Here is a 16,646-nt window from a genome sequence, read left to right as displayed (position 1 = left end):
ACTTGCTAGAAATCGAAAAAACCGTGCGCGAGGATATGCCATGCCCGTCAATGTTTTTTTGCAGGACAACCTCTCCGCCCTGACGGCGGCCAAGGCCCCGGTCATCCCCTGGCTGGCCTCCCAGAACATCGTCCCCGAGACCCTGGCCGGGCGTCTGATCAGAAATCCCATGGGGTTCCTGGACTACCAGACGGAACAAGGAGTGCGGCTGCACGGGGCCATCCCCCCCTCTGTGGCCTATCGCGACTGGACCCCGGCCGACGACGGCCGCCTGGCCGCCGGAGGCACCATCATCATCGGCTCGGGCCTGGGCTACGGCGTAAACCATATCCTGGCCAAGACCCCGGACACCCACAAGGTGCTGGTCGTCGAACCCCGGGCTGACCTGCTCCTGGCCTGCCTGGGACAGACCGACTATCGCCCCTTTCTGGCGGCGGGAAAGCTGGAATTCCTGCCTCCGGACAAAAAGGTCTTCGAGGAACGGCTGCGGCCCATGGACGTCTGCTTCATCTTCGGGAAAATCCATCTGCGTTCGGATCTGCCCTCCAGCCAATTCGGCCCGGAATACGCCCGGTGGACCGCCCATGCCCGAGGCAGGCTGGAGAACATTTCCGTGGAACTGTCCACCCTGCGGCAAAAGCAAGACGTCATGGTCGGCAACGAACTCAAAAACTATCACCGGGCCATGTCCGAAGGCAGCCTGCTCGGGCTTCGGGGCATGGGCCAGGGCATGGCCGCCGTGATCCTCGGAGCCGGGCCTTCCCTGGCCCGGTTTGCGCCGGAGTTGGCCAAACGCAGGGGACGGGCCCTCTACGCCACGGCCCTGCAGACCCTGCCCGCCCTGGAGGGCACGGGGCTTCGGCCCGACATCTGCATGGCCATCGACTTTCGGCCGGAGATGCGGGTGTGCATCGACAACCTGCGCGACAAGTCCTTTGCCGCCGACATCCCGCTCATCTATTCCACCAAGATGGACCCCGAGGTCGTAGCCATGTATCCCGGCCCCACCCTACCCATGTGGAGCGTGGGCGGGTTGGCCACCTATGTCATGGCCGACCAGGAAATGATCCTCGACGCGGGCGGCAACGTGGGCGTGTCGCTTTTCCGGTTTCTGTACGCCTGCGGGGTTTCAAGCATCCTCCTGGCCGGGCAAGACTTCTCCTGGACCGGGGACTGCTCCCACGCCCCGGGACACCACTCGGCGGCACAGAAACATCAGGGAACATCCAGGCATGATGTCACCACCACCAACGCCCACGGCCAGACCATCCACACCACCGTGGCCTACATGGCGGCCAAACGCGATCTGGAGCAGACGCTTCGCGAAGGAAACATCCCGGTCTGCAACCTCTACGGCGGCGGTCTGGTCATCGAATCGGCCAAAAACGTCACCCTGGACGAGGCCCACCGAAGCGGCGCGTTGTCCTGCGCGCCGGGTAGCCTGGAACGCTTTTTTGCGGCCTTTAAGCGGGCACGCTCGCCAAGGGTCCGGCCGGTCTTCGCCCCCCGGGCGGCCAAATGGTCCTCCTCGCTGAAAAACGCCGGGAACCATCTGGAGAAACTCTTCAAGCATCCCGGCAAGAACACGGCCGAGATACGGGCCATGTTCCAGCGCCTCACGGTCTTTTTCAAACAAGACCCGTTGTATCTGCCCTATCTTTACAACGAGATCATGGACGTCTCCGGCCTGTGCCATGCCCGGACTTCCTACGGCATGAAGGACATGGTGGAGTTTCGCCACATCCGCAAGCGGGTGCTGGACAAGGTCCGGGAAATGGACCGCTGCCTGTCCGGTCCCGGAGAAAAACGGGCGGCCTGACGCCCCAACCGGGTTGCGCCGCAAACGTCTTGACTCCCGGGCGGCGAAACGCCACCTTGCGGCTTTTCGGCCAAACACCTCCTTCCGGGAGGAGACCATGCCGCCGGAGTGACGTTTCATGGATCAGCCGTGCAACGGCTTGCGCATTTTGGTGGCGGAAGACAACCTCATCAATCGCAGGCTTATTTCAAAAGTTTTGGAACGCATGGGCCACCCTGCCCTTCTGGTGGAAAACGGCCAGGAGGCCCTGGACGCCCTGGCCGACGGGCCGTTCTCCATGGTCCTTATGGACGTGCAGATGCCGATCATGGACGGCCTGGAGGCCACCCGGCGCATCCGGGCGGGCAAGGTCGCCTGCGCCGACCCGGACACCCCCATCATCGCCCTGACCGCCCACACCTACGATGACGACCGGGAACGCTGCCTGACCGCAGGCATGACCGATCATCTGCAAAAACCCATCGACATCGGCGAACTGCGCCGTCTCATCGCCAGGCACCATCCCGCAGACAGCCTGACGGCTGACGAATAAGGCGGCGTTCCCGCGATATCCGCCCGGTTCTTCCCGGGCGAAAATCCTTGGCCCCGGCAGCTTCTCCCGAAAGAATGGTATTTTTGCGGATAAATCCTTGTCGCATTTCTGGCATGCGTGTATACGCCAATGCAAAGAAGGTGTTTTATTAGACATATCACGCAATCGTCCACATTCACCCTGCATTTCTTGAAAGACTGGAGGTAGACATGGCAAAAATACACATGCTCTATCCCTTCACATTTATCCTTTTCCTTTTCTTTTCAACGTCTGCGCTTGCCGCTGCATACTATGTGCAGGCATCAGGAGGAAACGACGCCAATCCCGGCGACGGCTGGGGAACGGGGCATGCCCTGGCCACCGTTGGCGCGGCCATGGCCAAGGCCGCCGTTTCGCCAGGAGCGGACACCATCCATGTCGCGGCCGGTACCTACCGCGAGCGTGTCGCCATGGTCAGTGCGGTGACCCTTCTGGGCGGATATCCATCGGCCGGAGGCACATCGCGCAACCCCACCGCCAACGACACCATCCTGGACGGTCAGGAGGGGGGAACCGTCGTGGAGATGATCAGCGCCGACAACGTCACCCTCGACGGATTCACCATCACCAATGGTTCCCGTGCGGATGGCTGCGGGGGCGGCGTTCTCGCGGTCAACGGGACGGGGGTGGTCATTAAAAACAATCGCATCATCGGAAATACCTACTCCGGGACAGAAGGGGGCGGCGGAGCTGGAATATGCATCGACAGCACCATCGGAAGCGATATTCGTGAAAACACAATATCAACAAACATCTCCGCCTTCGATGGCGGCGGGATTTTCGCATATTACTCCAGTTCCGCGCTCATACACGAAAACGTTATTACTGGGAATACGGCCATCAACTGGGGTGGCGGACTCAACATCTATCATTCTTCCGCCACGGCATACAACAATGTCATCATGGGGAATATCGCCACCGGCCATGGCGGCGGCATTTCGGTGTATGATTCAGGAAACCTGACAGCGGCAAACATCACCATGACCGGAAACATCTCGCTGAATACGACCGGAGGGGGGGGCTACATCGAATCATCCACCGTCTCGCTACGGAATTTCATCATCTGGGACAACTCGCCTGACCAAGTCGTATCCAGCACCGGAGCCGCTCTCACGGTGACGTACTCCGATGTTCAGGGTGGGTTCGCCGGAACCGGCAACATCGCCCTCGACCCCCGCTTCGCCTTTGACCCCGAGGGTATGCCGCTTCTTACGGCCAACTCGCCCTGCATCGACTCCGGCACTGCCACCGGTGCTCCGAACACGGACATACGGGGAATGGCCAGGCCATGGGGCCGGGCATACGACATGGGGGCCTATGAAATGTCCCTTTATCAACCACAGTTGCCGCTCCTCCTTTTGCAATAACAAAAGCTAATCGCTGCGGCCGTTCCACCCCATTCCTGAGCGCTGATCTTGTGCAATTTGAGTGCTATTCCTGGGCCGCAAACGTCTTGACTCCCGGCCCGCGAAACGCCACCTTGCGGCCTGTCGGCCAAACACCTCCTTCCGGGAGAAGACCATGCCGCCGGGAGTGACGTTTCATGGATCAGCCGCGCAACGGCTTGCGCATTTTGGTGGCGGAAGACAACCACATCAATCGCAGGCTCATTTCGAAAGTTCTGGAACGCATGGGCCACCCAGCCCTTCTGGTGGAAAACGGCCAGGAGGCCCTGGACGCCCTGGCCGACGGGCCGTTCGCCATGGTTCTTATGGACGTGCAGATGCCGGTCATGGACGGCCTGGAGGCCACCCGGCGCATCCGGGCGGGCGAGGTCGCCTGCGCCGACCCGGACATCCCCATCATCGCCTTGACCGCCCACACCTACGATGACGACCGGGAACGCTGCCTGACCGCAGGCATGACCGATCATCTGCAAAAACCCATCGACATCGGCGAACTGCGCCGGATCATCTCCCGGCATGCCGCATTCCTGCCAACGCCTTCTCCCTCATGATTCATGAGGACGCGTACGGCATCGGGAGCGATACGATGCGCTATGGCGGCTATCCACAGCATTTTCGACATCCAGGATGCTATAAATTCACACGCCCTCACGAATGAGAACTGAAAGCATATTCAACAACGATCCCCATCCGGATGTCTTGACACGATACGGCTGTTGGGAATATCTATCTTTCCCGAATAGAAACGTGACATGACATCTTGGATATCCATATCCATGACAGGCCGGTTTCTTTTTCTGCAATTCCATCTAAATGTGGGGAGATCGTCATGAAGCGCCTGGGGACATTGCCCGTCATTGTATTTATCTTGTGCTCGACCTTCCTGCCGAGCGCCTTTGCGCAGAAGTCAAATACAGATGAAATTTTTCCCGTCCAGATTCCTTTTATCATGAACAGCATCGGGCTCCTCAAGGACATCCCCCAAAGCAAGACCGACTCGGACGACGCGCCATCCCCATACAACATCCCCGGAACCAACCAGTCCCTGTGCTACAACGCCACGGCGAGCATCGAGTGCCCGGCGGCCGCGGCCGCCTTCTACGGCCAGGACGCCACCTATGACCGCGCCCCCTTGGCCTTCACGACCTTTTCCGGCATCACCAGCGACTCCCTGTCCCGGTACTGGTCCGCGCCGAGCACGGCTCGGACCTACAGCGACGCCGCCGCCTATTGCGCCGGCCTGACCACCATGTCCATGACCTGGCGGCTGCCCTCCCTGACGGAACTGTCCCAGATCGTGGACGCCTCGTTGACCAGCCCGGCCGTGAACACCAGCAACTTCACGGACATGCAGTCCGCCGCCTACTGGGCCGCCGACGCCTCGGGCGCGACCGACGCCTGGGTGGTGGATTTCACCCGCGGCGCCACCTCGACTCTGGCCAAGACCTCCACCGCCAACACCATCTGCACCACCGCCTATATGGAATACGACGGCTCTCTCACGGCGTATTCCGACGGCACCGTCGCCAACACGAAAACGAAGACCATGTGGCAGAAGGCCGACGGCACCCCGGCCAACTGGCAAACCGCCCTGAACGCCTGCGAGCAGAGCAGCCTCGGGGGATATACCGACTGGCGGCTGCCCACCAAAAACGAAATCCAGTCCATGATCGAGGCCTCCTCCGCATCCCTGTGGCAGTCGGCCTTCACCTCCCGCACCGGGGCCTATTGGTCGAGCACCACCGTCAACGACATTCCGGCCGACGCCTGGACCGTCTCCTCGACCAAGCAGACCGACATCTCGCCCAAGACCAACCTCAACCCCTACCGCTGCGTACGCAGTATGGCCGCCCTGCCGCGGGCCTCCACCCAGCCCGTCATGAGCGGCACCTGGACTTCAACCGTGAACGGGGCATCGGTCACCACGCGGCTCGTCAACGTGCCTTCCGTCATGATGGCCAACTTCAGCGGCACACCTTACGAAATGACCTCCGGCGCCCTGTCCGCCGAGGCCACCGTGTCCGCCCCGTCGCCCTATTCCTACCATCCCACGGGGTCCGTGTTGGTCGGCACCTCAAGCAACACCCTCATCCTCTCCCACAGCGGCAGCCCCGGCGTCTCGCATATGTTCACAAGCACTCCGTCCTCGGTCAAAAGCGTGACCGGCGACATCAAGGATCAAACCAATGCCGTGGTGGCAAGCAACGTCACCGCCACCCGGACCAACAAGGCCGCCACCCAGCCGGACTACGACATAAACGGCCTGTGGACCGGCACCGCCCTGGGAGCGGCCGTGGCCGCCGACCTGCGCTCGGCCACCTACACCGCGACCGACGGCCAGACCGTGGCCTACTTCAACGGAACCGTGGCCGTGCCCTACGACAACAGCATATCGCCCTATACCTTCACCGGCTTCATGGAGAGCGACGGCACGGTGTTCATGGTCCGCAACACCACCAGCCATGTGTACGTCTTCGAGGGAACCCGCAGCGGGGACACCATTACCGGAACCCTGCGCGACTACGACGACGTCAAGGGCACCGGCCTGGTCTTCACCAGGGTGGCCGGGAACAACCCGGTCGTATCCGTCAAGGCGCCCATCGACATGCTGCTTCTCCTTAACGAATAGCCCCAAGGGAACCCGCCAAGGAAAAGAGGAAGCCGGAACCGGCTTCCTCTGATGGATGACAAAGCCCCGGTTTTGAAAAAAACCGGGGCTTTGCGCCGCCTGCGGCCTCCATGTCGCCGGGCCAAAAGACACGCCCTTGGATTGCCCCCGCCCTCCGGGACTCCCCCTAACGGCCCGGGTGAATGACACGGGGCCACTGTATTATCCCTGGTCCGCCGCCGATCACCTCTCCAACATGCGCCGCAACAGGCCCGCCGCTTTGACTTGCGCCGTAACAGGCCAGCCTTGCTGACAGATTTCCGACACCGCAACAAAAACAGCCAATCTTATGCAAAGAATATAAACAACCTTGCACAAACACCAACCCCGCACTATAGTATCACCAAAGGTTGCCCTCCTTGACAATCCTAGCCGCTCTCCTGAGCGTCCTCTCCAGTGATCATGGCGACAGGGGATAAAAAACGGCAGGGATTGTAGTTTTCACAGTTCCAGCAGCATGTTCCACGAAGCTCCGGTCTCGTCTTGATGTGGCAAGGGGCGTCACCCCAGGCTTCAACGCAGCACCGGGAACCCCGCGCGCCTGGCGTTCCAGGCATCCGTAACCCAAGGGCTTTGCGGCGATATCGTCGTGGTCTCTCATCGATACGGAGGGGAAAAACCATGCGGCGCACCATTGCAAACCTCGTCCTCGTCTTTCTCGTCATTGCCAGCCCCGCCCGCATATGGGCACAGACCGATGTTGATTCCATACTGGCTTTTCTTCCGCCCATCCTGGCGAGCATTCCCGGAAAAGCGAGCGGCGTCAAAGTCACCATCGGAACCAACACCCCCCAGGCCACACAGGTGATCGGCAGCTCCGGGGGGACGATTTCCGTCACGACGGGCATCCTGGCCGGGGTCACGGTGGTCTTTCCTGCCGGGGCCGTGGACCAGGATACCACCATTACCTTGTCCTCCAACTCCGGGACACTTGTACCAAAATCAGGCACCGCCTCTGGACGCCTTTTGGACATCCACAGTTCCGGGGCCACGACCTTCAATGAACCCATCCATGTCACCGTGCCCTACAACAAAACCCTCAACGTGGTTCCTGTGCCCTATCATGTGGACGCCAGCGGATATATGGAGCCCTGCCAGGTGACGAGCATCAACCGCACGGCCGGGACCATCACCTATGACGTTTTCCACACCTCACTTTTCACGGAAATCTGGGCTGCCCTGACCGGCGAGGGTGGGGTCACAACATACCGCCCGGCCACCAACGGCTTCCAGATCGTCAACACTGGTTCACCGTATAATCCTGGTGGAGAGTGCTTCGGCATCTCAGCATTTGCCCAGTGGTATTTCAGCAACAAGGCAGGCGGACTGTACCCCAGGTACATGCAGGACATTCCCTTGCAGTCAGGGGGAACCCGCAAGGGCCAAAGCATCATCGCCACCCGGGCCCACACCTCCCTTGGGCAGCAGTGGAACAGCTATATCCCTGCGGTGACAGCCCAGTATAATTTGACGCAGGAAGACATCTACGTCTCCATCGTCAACGCCATCAAGAATATCAAGCTCCCCGTCATGCTGTACCTGAAGGACAAGGCGACGGCCGAGCATGCCCGACATGCCGTTCTGGCCTATGACTACTATGCGTCTTCCGGGGCCATCTCCATCAACGACCCCAACTACCCCGGCCAGGTTCTCACGGCCCGCTACGACGGAACCACCAAAAAGTTCCTGCCCTACAACGGTTATGCGGGGATTTACCTCATCGGACTGGGCTCCTTTTTTACCGAGCCCTTCGAGAACATCTACAAGGATGCCGAGTCCGGCTTCGACGGCAGCGGCGACGCCCAGGTCACCATCACCTCCCACACCTTCAACCAGGAGGTGAATCAGCGGACGGTGACCGTCGTGGGCAAAATTGAGAGCGGCCAGGTTCTGGTCACCAAGGTCAAGCTGACCCTAAACGGCACCACGCCCTTCGAAGCCGTCGTGGACGCCCAGGGCAACTTCAACGTTCCGGTGAGCCTCAACTACGGTGAAAACACCATCGCCTTCACGACCTACGGCAAAAACGCCAAGGGCTTTACCGTCGAGACCCCCAACAACCAGTTGACCCCCTTCAAGCTCAAGCTGGTCCTAAACAAGGCCGTCATCCTGGTCACCCTGACCTGGAACACCAACGACACGGATCTGGATCTCTACGTCATCGATCCCACGGGCGACGCCTCCTGGTACCAGCACAAGACCACCGCCGACGGCGGCCAGTTGGACTACGACGACACCACCGGATACGGCCCGGAGCATTGGACCCTGCTCGACACCAACACCGTGCGCTGGGGCCAGGCCTACCGGGTGCGCGTCCATTATTATTCCGACCATAAGTCCGGCACGCCCACGCCGCCGACCATCCCCAGCGGCTACACCATCAACGTGCTTCTCTACGAGGGCACGGCCAACCCGGTCACCCTGAACTACTCCGGCGTGCTCAGTTCCGAGAGCACAAGCAACATCAGCCCCACGGCAACAGGCGCCGACTGGGCCACCGTTGTGGACATCATCCCGGTGCAGCCCACGTCCGGAGCGCAGCCCCAGTTCATCCGGGATCCCTCGGGGACGGTGAAGCTGCTCGTTCCCATGACGGAAGAGATGCTGGCGCCCAAGAAGGAATCGCCGCCCCGGCCATAACGTCCGTCCGTCTCCCCGTCCCGGCCCGAAAGGGGCCGGGACGGGCGGGGACGCCCGCTCGGGAACATGCTCGTGTCGCGTCGGCCATTCCCGTTATGGGTTAGCAAGCAGCGACGTATGGAATTTCTGGTTTATATTCACAAAAAAACATACCTGTTTTTTGTGAACGCCACACGAAAGGGGTTCCCGGCGGAGCCCCCCAGCGGCGAGGCCGCCCAACCCGCCGGAGCATTCCTAAAACGGCGCACGCGCCATCATCCCGGCCAATACAGGCCGAATCACGCAACGAGGAGGCGACCATGCGAAAAACGCTCGCACTGCTGTGCCTTCTCGTCCTGACCGGGGGCATCATGGGACAGACGGGGACATCGGATCAGGCGGCCCACTTCACATTTGGAACCACCCGATTTTTGGCTGAAAAAAACATCGGCCCCCAGGGGGGCCGGTTGGAAATCCAGGGTTCGGGATCGCCCCTGGAAGGCATGATTCTGGAAATTCCGGCTGGTGCATTGGACCAGGAGGTCATCGTGCGGGTGGGCTGCAACGACGGAACCTTATCCCTCCCGGCGGGCATACCCTCAGGCATGGCGGCGGTAATCGAGTTCGGACAGGCCCCATCCCTGGCCCAACCCGCGACCATCATCGTCCCCTTCGACGCAAAAAAAACCGGGGGGCCGGTTCAGGGCTATACCATCAACGACCAGGGAGGCCTGGATCTGCTCATGCTGGCCCGCCTGGACCGCACGGCCGGACAGGCCGCCTTCCATGCCTTCCGCTCCCTGACCATGACCTGGGTCTATCTCGAAATGTAGTGCGGCAGCTTGCTGGCGGCGGGTTCTCCGAGGCGCGGCAGAACGCCTTAGGCCTCCTTGCGAGGAAGCCTGGAGGTCCGCCATGATCAGAACCCAACCGGGTCGCAAGGCCGTCGTGGCTGCCTAGTCGGCCTTTTTCGGGGAATAGACCGTTTTCCCTAAAAACCCCATGATGGCGTCCAGCAGGATGTCGTTGCCGAGCTTGTTGAAATGGCAACAGGTGTCAAAATAGACATCCTCGGTGACGTTTTGGAAAATCATGGTGGCGTCGAGAAAGGGAATCTGCGCCTGTTCGATGTCCGCAATGCGCTGCGCCAGCCGCTCGTACCCCTGGGCGGTGGTTTCGGCCATGCCCGGAGTCGGGCTGATGGCGATTTTTTTTTCGTTTTCCGACAGGGGCTTGGACCCCGGCACATACTGGTTGGGTTGCAGCACATGCACGTAGGCGAATTCACCGGATTTGGCCAATTCCCCCAGAAGGCGGCTGGACGTGCCCCAGGCGTCGGCGAGGCGTTCCTGAACCGCATCCCGGTCGCCCCGATCCGGGGGGCCTTTCTGAAAGACCTTGAGCGCCCCGCTGGTGCGTTCCAACTCGTTGACCTTCTCCCGGGCCTGGCCGGACAAGACGTTGTCCAAAAGAAACCAGGTCAGGTTCGCGGTCATGGACCAATCGATCCCGGGCCAGGAAAACCATTTGGCCAGGGTGGTTCGGGCCGCGTCCACCAGGCTCAGCTCGCCAATCAGTATTCGTTGCCGGGAATCTCCCAGGTCGTCGGTCAAATCCTTCCACATGGTGGGATAGAAGACGGAAATGCCCTCGGGCTGGTTCTCGGTCAGTGGAATGACCATCTCGTTGAATCCGTCAATATTGACGAGCAGGTCGATGCGCGCCCCGAGGGACAGCAGATAGGCCACGGACAAAAGCTGCTGGGGCTGCTTGTATCCGGCCGTGGCGATGCAGGCCATGTTGATCTTTTTCCCGGCCAGGGCGGGGATGGCCTGGAGCCGTTTTTTAAGTTCATAAAACTCCATGACATAAAAATTTCCCGCCACAGAGCCGCCGGTCACCACGACATTGTAGTTGCCGTCCGCAACTTCGGCCACGATGTCGTCGCCCACAAAGCCGTATGGGCCCACGGCGGCATTGTAGGTGGCGTCATACACGAACCCCATATAGGGATGCAGAATGTATTGAAACTGCTTGGTCCGTCCGGCGGAAATGAGTCCGGCCTGGGTGGTGTCCACGGAGACAAGGGACTCGCGGCTTTCCCTGACCCGGGCCGGGCCGTCAAACAGCGCAAAGAGCATGACGTACGACGCCAATTCAAGAAAAATCACCGGCAAAAGCACCAGTGCCGATACATAGAAGGTCTTGCGTTTGATCATAGCGGGAAAAAAGCTCCGGGGGCGCTTGGGGCGTGAAGGGTCTCGGGCGATACGTAAACCGCCGTTCCAAAGGAATGCTTCCTATTTCCCCCTGCCTGTGCTGTCAATGGGGTGGATGTCCCCCGACGCGCTTGCGCCGCCCCGCATCCGCCAGCCTCCACGTCAGGCACGGGGGAAGACCCAACGCCATTCGGGCGACCGCCCTGAACCTGCCGTAAAACAATGTCGCCCATCCGTGTTCATTTTCTTAAAAAATGAAACGCGCCCCCTCTGTCCCCCGGTCTGTTCTCTCCCCCCCCGCACGCCGCAGCCAGGCTCGCCGCCCTCGCGAGCGGGGCGTATCCTGGCCGCCGGAAGCAGGATCAGGGGCGCTGCCCATGTCTGGCATGGTTCATGCTGCCTCTCTACGGGGGATTTTTCACATCGCATCACGCAATGGGCGACTCGCACAGGGGGGAAAGGCATGCGCCGGATTTTCCAGATTCTTTTTTTCATCGCCATCCTGGTTCACGGCTCCGCCTCCCAGGCCATGGCCAAATCCAAGGCCAAGGCGGCCCCCGGTGAACTCGACGTCCGGGCAGCCATGGTCATGGATTTCGGCACGGGCGCCGTACTCCACGAACAAGACGCCGACCGCCGCATTCCGCCCGCCTCCATCACCAAGATCATGACCATGTATCTGGTGTTCGAAGACATTGAAGCCGGACGCCTGCGCCCTTCGGATCAGGTGAAAATCAGCGCCAGGGCCGCCGCAACCGGCGGATCGAGCATGCGCCTGCGGGCCGGGGAAAAGGTCACCGTACGGGAGCTCCTGGACGGAATGGCCGTGGCCTCGGGCAACGACGCCTGCATCGCCGTCGCCGAACATCTTGGCGGCGTGGAATCCTTTGTCGGCCGCATGAACCGCAAGGCCCGGGAACTGGGCATGTCCTCCACCACCTTTGAAAATCCCAACGGACTGCCCTCGCCCGGACAGTTCACCACGGCCCGGGATATGATGAAGCTGGCCGCCTCCTATCTCAAACGCTTTCCGCAATCCCTGGAACACCATTCCAAGACCGCCATCCGGCATGGCAACAGCACCCGATACAACAGCAACAAGCTTTTGCAGAATTGCGACGGCGTGGACGGCATCAAGACCGGCTGGGTGGCCGCCTCGGGCTACAACATCGTGGCCACCTCCAAGCGCGGCGACACGCGGATCATCGCCGTGGTCCTGGGCGGCAGAAGTTGGCAGGTGCGCAACCGGGAGACCCAAAAGATTCTGGAGGCAAGCTTTTCCGCCCCCGGACAAAAAACCTATCTGGCCGAAAAGTCCGAGCGCAGGCGCAGGGGCCGTGCCTCCTCGGCCCGCATCACCCTGGCCGATCCGCAAATCGGGACGGTCTTCTCGCCGTCCCCCCCTGCCTCCGCCCCCAACACGGCGCTCGTGGCCGCCATCGACGAATCACAGGCCACCATCGTGCCGGTCTCCGGGCCGCAACTGCGGGCAAAGGCCGCGCCGCCCCTGCCCCGTCCGGCGGCCGTCGAAACCGCCTCCCGGCAGACGCCCGCCCCAAGCGCCGTGTACGTCCCCAAGCCCTTTCAGCCCACGTCGGCCCCGGTCCTTTCCCAGTCGGCGTCACGCCGTCCGGCCCTGCCCCCAGTCGCTCCCGCCGTCACGACGGCCGTCGCGGAAAGCAGCGTGCCGGGCCATGGTGAACTGACCCTCCAGGAAAGCTCCTTCCAAACCGCTGACGAGGCCAAAACCCGGGCCAGGAAACTGGAAAGAATCGGGGTTCCGGCCCGGGTGGTCACCGCCGACCTGGGGGACAAGGGCGTCTGGTACCGGGTGATGATCGGTTCCTTCTCCTCCATGCAGGAGGCCAGGCGGTACAAGCAGCAGCTCACCACCCGCCACGATCTGGCCCATCTGATCATCCGGGAAGGCTGAGCCTCCCGGCTGGGTCACTCCTCGTCATCATCATCGCGCATGGCGAACGCATCCTGTCCCGCGCCGCACCGGGGACAGACCCACTCCTGAGGCGCGGTGGCCAGATCCGTCCCCGGCTCAAGCCCGCCCTTGGGGTCACCCCGTTTAGGATCATACGTATAGCCGCATAAAAGACACATGTAGCGCATCATATCCTGCGGCCTCCTTGTGCCGCAGGGGTTGTGTACCGCCACGTCCGCCGGGCTTCAAGCCCCACATCCATGGCCCAACCGTTTTTTATTTCCCTGTCCGTCCCGCCGGTGCGGCCGTTTCGGAACGCGATTTGCTTGGGTCATACCCATGGGACCGTGTCACCTTGTCATCCTGCTTTGCCTGCTTCAGGCCGCTTCCCCGGCATACGCCGCTGAAGAGCCATCCCTGTTCAAATCGCTCCAGCAAAAAGGCAACGCCCCGGACACATCCCAGCACCGCCGTCAGGCGCCCTCCTCCGGCTTTGTGGAGCACATGCGGGAAAAAGGCATCGAACCCATCCCCGACGCCACCCGCAAGGCCACGATCACCGCCCCCCAGGGCGCGCCCCGGAGCACGGTCACCGGGAACGGGAAGGACATGAAAATCACAGACGAAAAGAGCAAGCCAGCCGGACGCGTCCACAGCAACGGCGCAGGCGACATGCGCCTGTCCGACCCGTCCGGGCAATTCACGGGGCGCGTCAAGGCCGACGGCCGGGGCGGTTATCGCACCTTTGACAGCCTGGGCAAGCACACCAAGACCCTGACCCCCGACGGCAAGGGCGGATTTCGCGTCTATGACGCCTCCGGGAACTATCAGGGCCGGGTCAAAGCCAAATAATCCGCCATGGATGCCGCCGCCATGACGCGACACGGCTTTCCCCCGTGCTGCAACCGTCCAAAAGTGGCCTGCCCGGCCGGGACATCCGCATCATGGCCGCTTGACTGTCATGATATGGCTACCTCATGCATATTCTCCATCCGTTGCATACTTCAAGCGTATATTTACGCACTTTCGCATGCGACAACATGGCTCACATTTCCGTTCAGCAGCAGTCCAGTATATGCCACCACCCATGGTCACTGCAACACGCCCCGCTTCACCGCCAGCGGCACGGCGATCAGGCAATCCGTCCCCGATCCCCACGAGGTCATCAAAATCTTTCCCCAGGCCTGGACAAGAGGCGCCATGTCGTGTAGCCTATGCCAAGCACTTGCACAAAAAACAAGGCAGACATGAGGATACCAGGCAACATTCCACAAAAACGCCTGTCGGAGCACCCCGTTTTCCGGCGTTTTTTCTCCATGCCCCGGATGGGGGCGGCCCTTTTCGCAACCTGCGTGATCGGGGCCTTTTTCTTTGTCGTCGCCGCCATGCAGCAGGATCCTGAAGACGCCTCCTGTCCGCCCACGGAGCTCTTCACCAAAATCTCCCCGGACGGCCTTTTCGAACCCGACGCCTCCTGCGGCCCCACCGAACAGGTCACCGAGGGCGTCATCGCCCCGGGCGACACCATGGCCGCCATCCTGGGCAGGCACATCGATCCGGCGGACCTGAAGCGCCTTTCAAAGGAGAGCCGCGAGTTCCGGTTGTCGCGCATCCAGGCCGGACAAAGCTACCGCATCACCACCCGGGACGGGGAATTCGTCTCCTTCGAATATGTCATAAGCCCTGTGGAACGGCTGGTCATCCGGGCCGAACGGGGCGAATACCTCATCGACATCGAGGCCGAACCGCAGCACTTCCGGGCCGAAGCCGCCTCGGGGACCATTGAGCAGAATCTTTTCGAGGCCGTGAAAAAGGCCGGGGAGGATGCCGAACTGGCCGTGAGCCTGGCCGACATTTTCGCCTGGGACATCGACTTCTGCAAGGATCTGCGCCGGGGAGACACCTTCAAGGTGGTGGTGGAGAAACGTTACGCCGGGGACGTCTTCCTGGGATACGGGCGCATCCTGGCGGCGGAATTCACCAACCAGGGCAAGACCTCCCGGGCTTTTCACTTCGCAGAAAAATCCGGCAAGGGCGGCTACTTCGACGAGAAGGGGCAGGCCCTGCGCAAGGCGTTTTTGCGCGCCCCACTTTCTTTTCGCCGCATCTCGTCAGGATTCACCCACAGCCGCCTGCATCCCATCCTCCACGTGCGCAAACCGCATCTGGGCGTCGACTACGCCGCCCCGGCCGGGACGCCGGTGTGGAGCGTGGGGAACGGCGTGGTGGTGGAGAAGGGATACAACCACGCGGCCGGAAACTATGTGACCGTCAAGCACAACCAGACCTACACCACCCGCTACAACCACTTCAGCGGCTTCGCCAAGGGCATCGCCAAAGGCAAGGCCGTGCGCCAGGGCGATGTCATCGGCTATGTGGGGTCCACAGGCTACGCCACGGGGCCGCATCTGGATTTTCGGATGTATAAAAACGGGCAGGCCATCAACATCTTGGAGAATCCCAAGATCACGGCCGACCCGGTCCCGGCCGGGAAGATGGCGGCCTTTAAGGCCCAGGTGGAGCCGCTTTTGGCCATGATGCAGGACGCGGCGAAACCAAAATCCGTGGCCCAGGCCAAGCCCGAACCGCGCCCGGACACCTTTGCACCGCCCCGCGCCCCGGACCCGGTGGAGCTTTTCACGCTGCACCTGCCGCCCGAAGCGCCCACGGCGCAGGCCGCCCCCCGGCCGTCGAACACGGCGCTGCCCGCAGGGTGACGCCTCTTCTCCGTTCCGAATGGGACGGGAGATGCGCCTCGGGGATCATAGCCCAAGCCACAACGCCAAGCTTCGGTTTACACGCACCATCATTTCCACATCGAGTTGCCCCACCACACTGCGTATTCGTTCCCGTTTGACGGCTGTCACCTTGTCCACCATGATCTGGGACGTGACGGCAAGTCCGGTGTGCGGCTGCGGCTGCACCGTGATGCGGAAAAGCGGCGCGTCGAGCAGATGCGAGGAGAACGGACAGACGACGACACTGGCGTGGCACTCTCCCACCAGATCGTTTTGCACCACCACGGCCGGACGTGTTTTCCCATAATCCCCGGACATGGCCACCACAACGACATCGCCACGTTTCATCCTGCGTCGCCCCAAGCACCCACATTCTCAAGGAAATCGAGCATTTCGCGCTCGTCCGGCGCGCTGCTCGCCAGCAGGGATTGCCGCCGCAAGGCCTCGGCAATGTCGGGAGACCGGACATCCGGAACCCAGATCTGCACCGCGCGAAGCCCTTTTTCTTTCATCCTGGCTCGGTACTGACGCATCTTGCGGCTCGAATCGGACATGCTCACGGCCATGATCTTTTCCCTTTTTTCGTAACATAGTTACCTAATCGATCTCAGTCAAGAGCATGCCTTCCGCGACGCTTCCGACATGATCTGCCAATTGTGCTGACAGGGATAAC

At 61.5% G+C, this 16,646-nt stretch carries 14 protein-coding genes; 10 read left to right on the top strand and 4 right to left on the bottom strand.

From position 1 onward, the window contains the following. The first annotated feature begins 40 nt into the window (after positions 1 to 40). The 7 genes from GD606_RS01005 to GD606_RS00975 all read left to right on the top strand — a co-directional run bounded on the left by GD606_RS01005 (position 41) and on the right by GD606_RS00975 (position 9,916). Positions 41 to 1,819: a motility associated factor glycosyltransferase family protein gene (locus GD606_RS01005; protein WP_163301863.1), complete on the top strand. Its 1,779-nt coding sequence runs from the start codon at positions 41 to 43 to the stop codon at positions 1,817 to 1,819. Positions 1,820 to 1,937: 118 nt separating this feature from the next. Continuing rightward, positions 1,938 to 2,351 carry a response regulator gene (locus GD606_RS01000; protein WP_163301862.1) on the top strand — a complete coding sequence of 138 codons (414 nt, stop codon included), beginning with the start codon at positions 1,938 to 1,940 and terminating at the stop codon, positions 2,349 to 2,351. A gap of 209 nt (positions 2,352 to 2,560) precedes the next feature. Continuing rightward, positions 2,561 to 3,757, top strand: coding sequence for a right-handed parallel beta-helix repeat-containing protein (locus tag GD606_RS00995; RefSeq protein WP_163301861.1), 1,197 nt, complete (start codon positions 2,561 to 2,563; stop codon positions 3,755 to 3,757). Between the two features lie 176 nt (positions 3,758 to 3,933). Continuing rightward, positions 3,934 to 4,347 carry a response regulator gene (locus GD606_RS00990; protein WP_163301860.1) on the top strand — a complete coding sequence of 138 codons (414 nt, stop codon included), beginning with the start codon at positions 3,934 to 3,936 and terminating at the stop codon, positions 4,345 to 4,347. Between the two features lie 398 nt (positions 4,348 to 4,745). Continuing rightward, positions 4,746 to 6,425 (top strand): Lcl C-terminal domain-containing protein, encoded by a 1,680-nt coding sequence (locus GD606_RS00985; RefSeq protein ID WP_163301859.1) that lies wholly within the window; start codon positions 4,746 to 4,748, stop codon positions 6,423 to 6,425. 660 nt (positions 6,426 to 7,085) lie between these two features. Further along, entirely contained in the window at positions 7,086 to 9,104 is a 2,019-nt protein-coding gene (locus GD606_RS00980; protein WP_163301858.1) for a DUF2135 domain-containing protein, read from the top strand. Positions 9,105 to 9,403: 299 nt separating this feature from the next. Next, positions 9,404 to 9,916: a hypothetical protein gene (locus GD606_RS00975; protein ID WP_163301857.1), complete on the top strand. Its 513-nt coding sequence runs from the start codon at positions 9,404 to 9,406 to the stop codon at positions 9,914 to 9,916. A gap of 123 nt (positions 9,917 to 10,039) precedes the next feature. Here the strand turns inward: GD606_RS00975 and GD606_RS00970 are convergent, their stop codons facing one another. Further along, positions 10,040 to 11,302 carry a hypothetical protein gene (locus tag GD606_RS00970; RefSeq protein ID WP_163301856.1) on the bottom strand — a complete coding sequence of 421 codons (1,263 nt, stop codon included), beginning with the start codon at positions 11,300 to 11,302 and terminating at the stop codon, positions 10,040 to 10,042. A 463-nt stretch (positions 11,303 to 11,765) separates the two neighbouring features. Here GD606_RS00970 and GD606_RS00965 point away from each other — a divergent pair, with 463 nt between their 5' ends. After that, positions 11,766 to 13,235, top strand: coding sequence for a serine hydrolase (locus tag GD606_RS00965; RefSeq protein ID WP_163301855.1), 1,470 nt, complete (start codon positions 11,766 to 11,768; stop codon positions 13,233 to 13,235). A gap of 14 nt (positions 13,236 to 13,249) precedes the next feature. Here GD606_RS00965 and GD606_RS00960 read toward each other — a convergent pair whose 3' ends face one another. Continuing rightward, on the bottom strand, positions 13,250 to 13,426 hold the full coding sequence (locus tag GD606_RS00960; protein WP_163301854.1) for a rubredoxin: 177 nt from the start codon (positions 13,424 to 13,426) through the stop codon (positions 13,250 to 13,252). Between the two features lie 148 nt (positions 13,427 to 13,574). On the opposite strand from GD606_RS00960, the gene GD606_RS00955 reads away from it, so the two are divergent. After that, positions 13,575 to 14,087, top strand: a complete 513-nt coding sequence (locus tag GD606_RS00955; protein ID WP_163301853.1) for a hypothetical protein — start codon at positions 13,575 to 13,577, stop codon at positions 14,085 to 14,087. Between the two features lie 395 nt (positions 14,088 to 14,482). After that, on the top strand, positions 14,483 to 15,952 hold the full coding sequence (locus GD606_RS00950; protein WP_218108823.1) for a peptidoglycan DD-metalloendopeptidase family protein: 1,470 nt from the start codon (positions 14,483 to 14,485) through the stop codon (positions 15,950 to 15,952). 45 nt (positions 15,953 to 15,997) lie between these two features. Here the strand turns inward: GD606_RS00950 and GD606_RS00945 are convergent, their stop codons facing one another. Further along, entirely contained in the window at positions 15,998 to 16,321 is a 324-nt protein-coding gene (locus GD606_RS00945; RefSeq protein ID WP_163301851.1) for a type II toxin-antitoxin system PemK/MazF family toxin, read from the bottom strand. Next, positions 16,318 to 16,539 (bottom strand): antitoxin MazE family protein, encoded by a 222-nt coding sequence (locus GD606_RS00940; protein WP_163301850.1) that lies wholly within the window; start codon positions 16,537 to 16,539, stop codon positions 16,318 to 16,320. The genes GD606_RS00945 and GD606_RS00940 overlap by 4 nt, the downstream gene beginning before the upstream one ends. Positions 16,540 to 16,646 lie beyond the last annotated feature (107 nt).

Source organism: Desulfolutivibrio sulfodismutans DSM 3696 (assembly GCF_013376455.1).
GTDB lineage: Bacteria > Desulfobacterota > Desulfovibrionia > Desulfovibrionales > Desulfovibrionaceae > Desulfolutivibrio > Desulfolutivibrio sulfodismutans.
The sequence above is the reverse complement of the archived record's forward strand: the minus strand, read 5'-3'. Positions and strand labels throughout refer to the sequence as shown.

Bases quoted from the DNA above. Each gene is read 5' to 3' on its own strand.
- GD606_RS00990 (WP_163301860.1), top strand. From the start codon at position 3,934: ATGGATCAGCCGCGCAACGGCTTGCGCATTTTGGTGGCGGAAGACAAC.
- GD606_RS00965 (WP_163301855.1), top strand. From the start codon at position 11,766: ATGCGCCGGATTTTCCAGATTCTTTTTTTCATCGCCATCCTGGTTCAC.
- GD606_RS01005 (WP_163301863.1), top strand. From the start codon at position 41: ATGCCCGTCAATGTTTTTTTGCAGGACAACCTCTCCGCCCTGACGGCG.
- GD606_RS00970 (WP_163301856.1), bottom strand. From the start codon at position 11,302: ATGATCAAACGCAAGACCTTCTATGTATCGGCACTGGTGCTTTTGCCG.
- GD606_RS00975 (WP_163301857.1), top strand. From the start codon at position 9,404: ATGCGAAAAACGCTCGCACTGCTGTGCCTTCTCGTCCTGACCGGGGGC.
- GD606_RS00950 (WP_218108823.1), top strand. From the start codon at position 14,483: ATGAGGATACCAGGCAACATTCCACAAAAACGCCTGTCGGAGCACCCC.
- GD606_RS00995 (WP_163301861.1), top strand. From the start codon at position 2,561: ATGGCAAAAATACACATGCTCTATCCCTTCACATTTATCCTTTTCCTT.
- GD606_RS00960 (WP_163301854.1), bottom strand. From the start codon at position 13,426: ATGATGCGCTACATGTGTCTTTTATGCGGCTATACGTATGATCCTAAA.
- GD606_RS00985 (WP_163301859.1), top strand. From the start codon at position 4,746: ATGAACAGCATCGGGCTCCTCAAGGACATCCCCCAAAGCAAGACCGAC.
- GD606_RS01000 (WP_163301862.1), top strand. From the start codon at position 1,938: ATGGATCAGCCGTGCAACGGCTTGCGCATTTTGGTGGCGGAAGACAAC.
- GD606_RS00955 (WP_163301853.1), top strand. From the start codon at position 13,575: ATGGGACCGTGTCACCTTGTCATCCTGCTTTGCCTGCTTCAGGCCGCT.
- GD606_RS00940 (WP_163301850.1), bottom strand. From the start codon at position 16,539: ATGGCCGTGAGCATGTCCGATTCGAGCCGCAAGATGCGTCAGTACCGA.
- GD606_RS00945 (WP_163301851.1), bottom strand. From the start codon at position 16,321: ATGAAACGTGGCGATGTCGTTGTGGTGGCCATGTCCGGGGATTATGGG.
- GD606_RS00980 (WP_163301858.1), top strand. From the start codon at position 7,086: ATGCGGCGCACCATTGCAAACCTCGTCCTCGTCTTTCTCGTCATTGCC.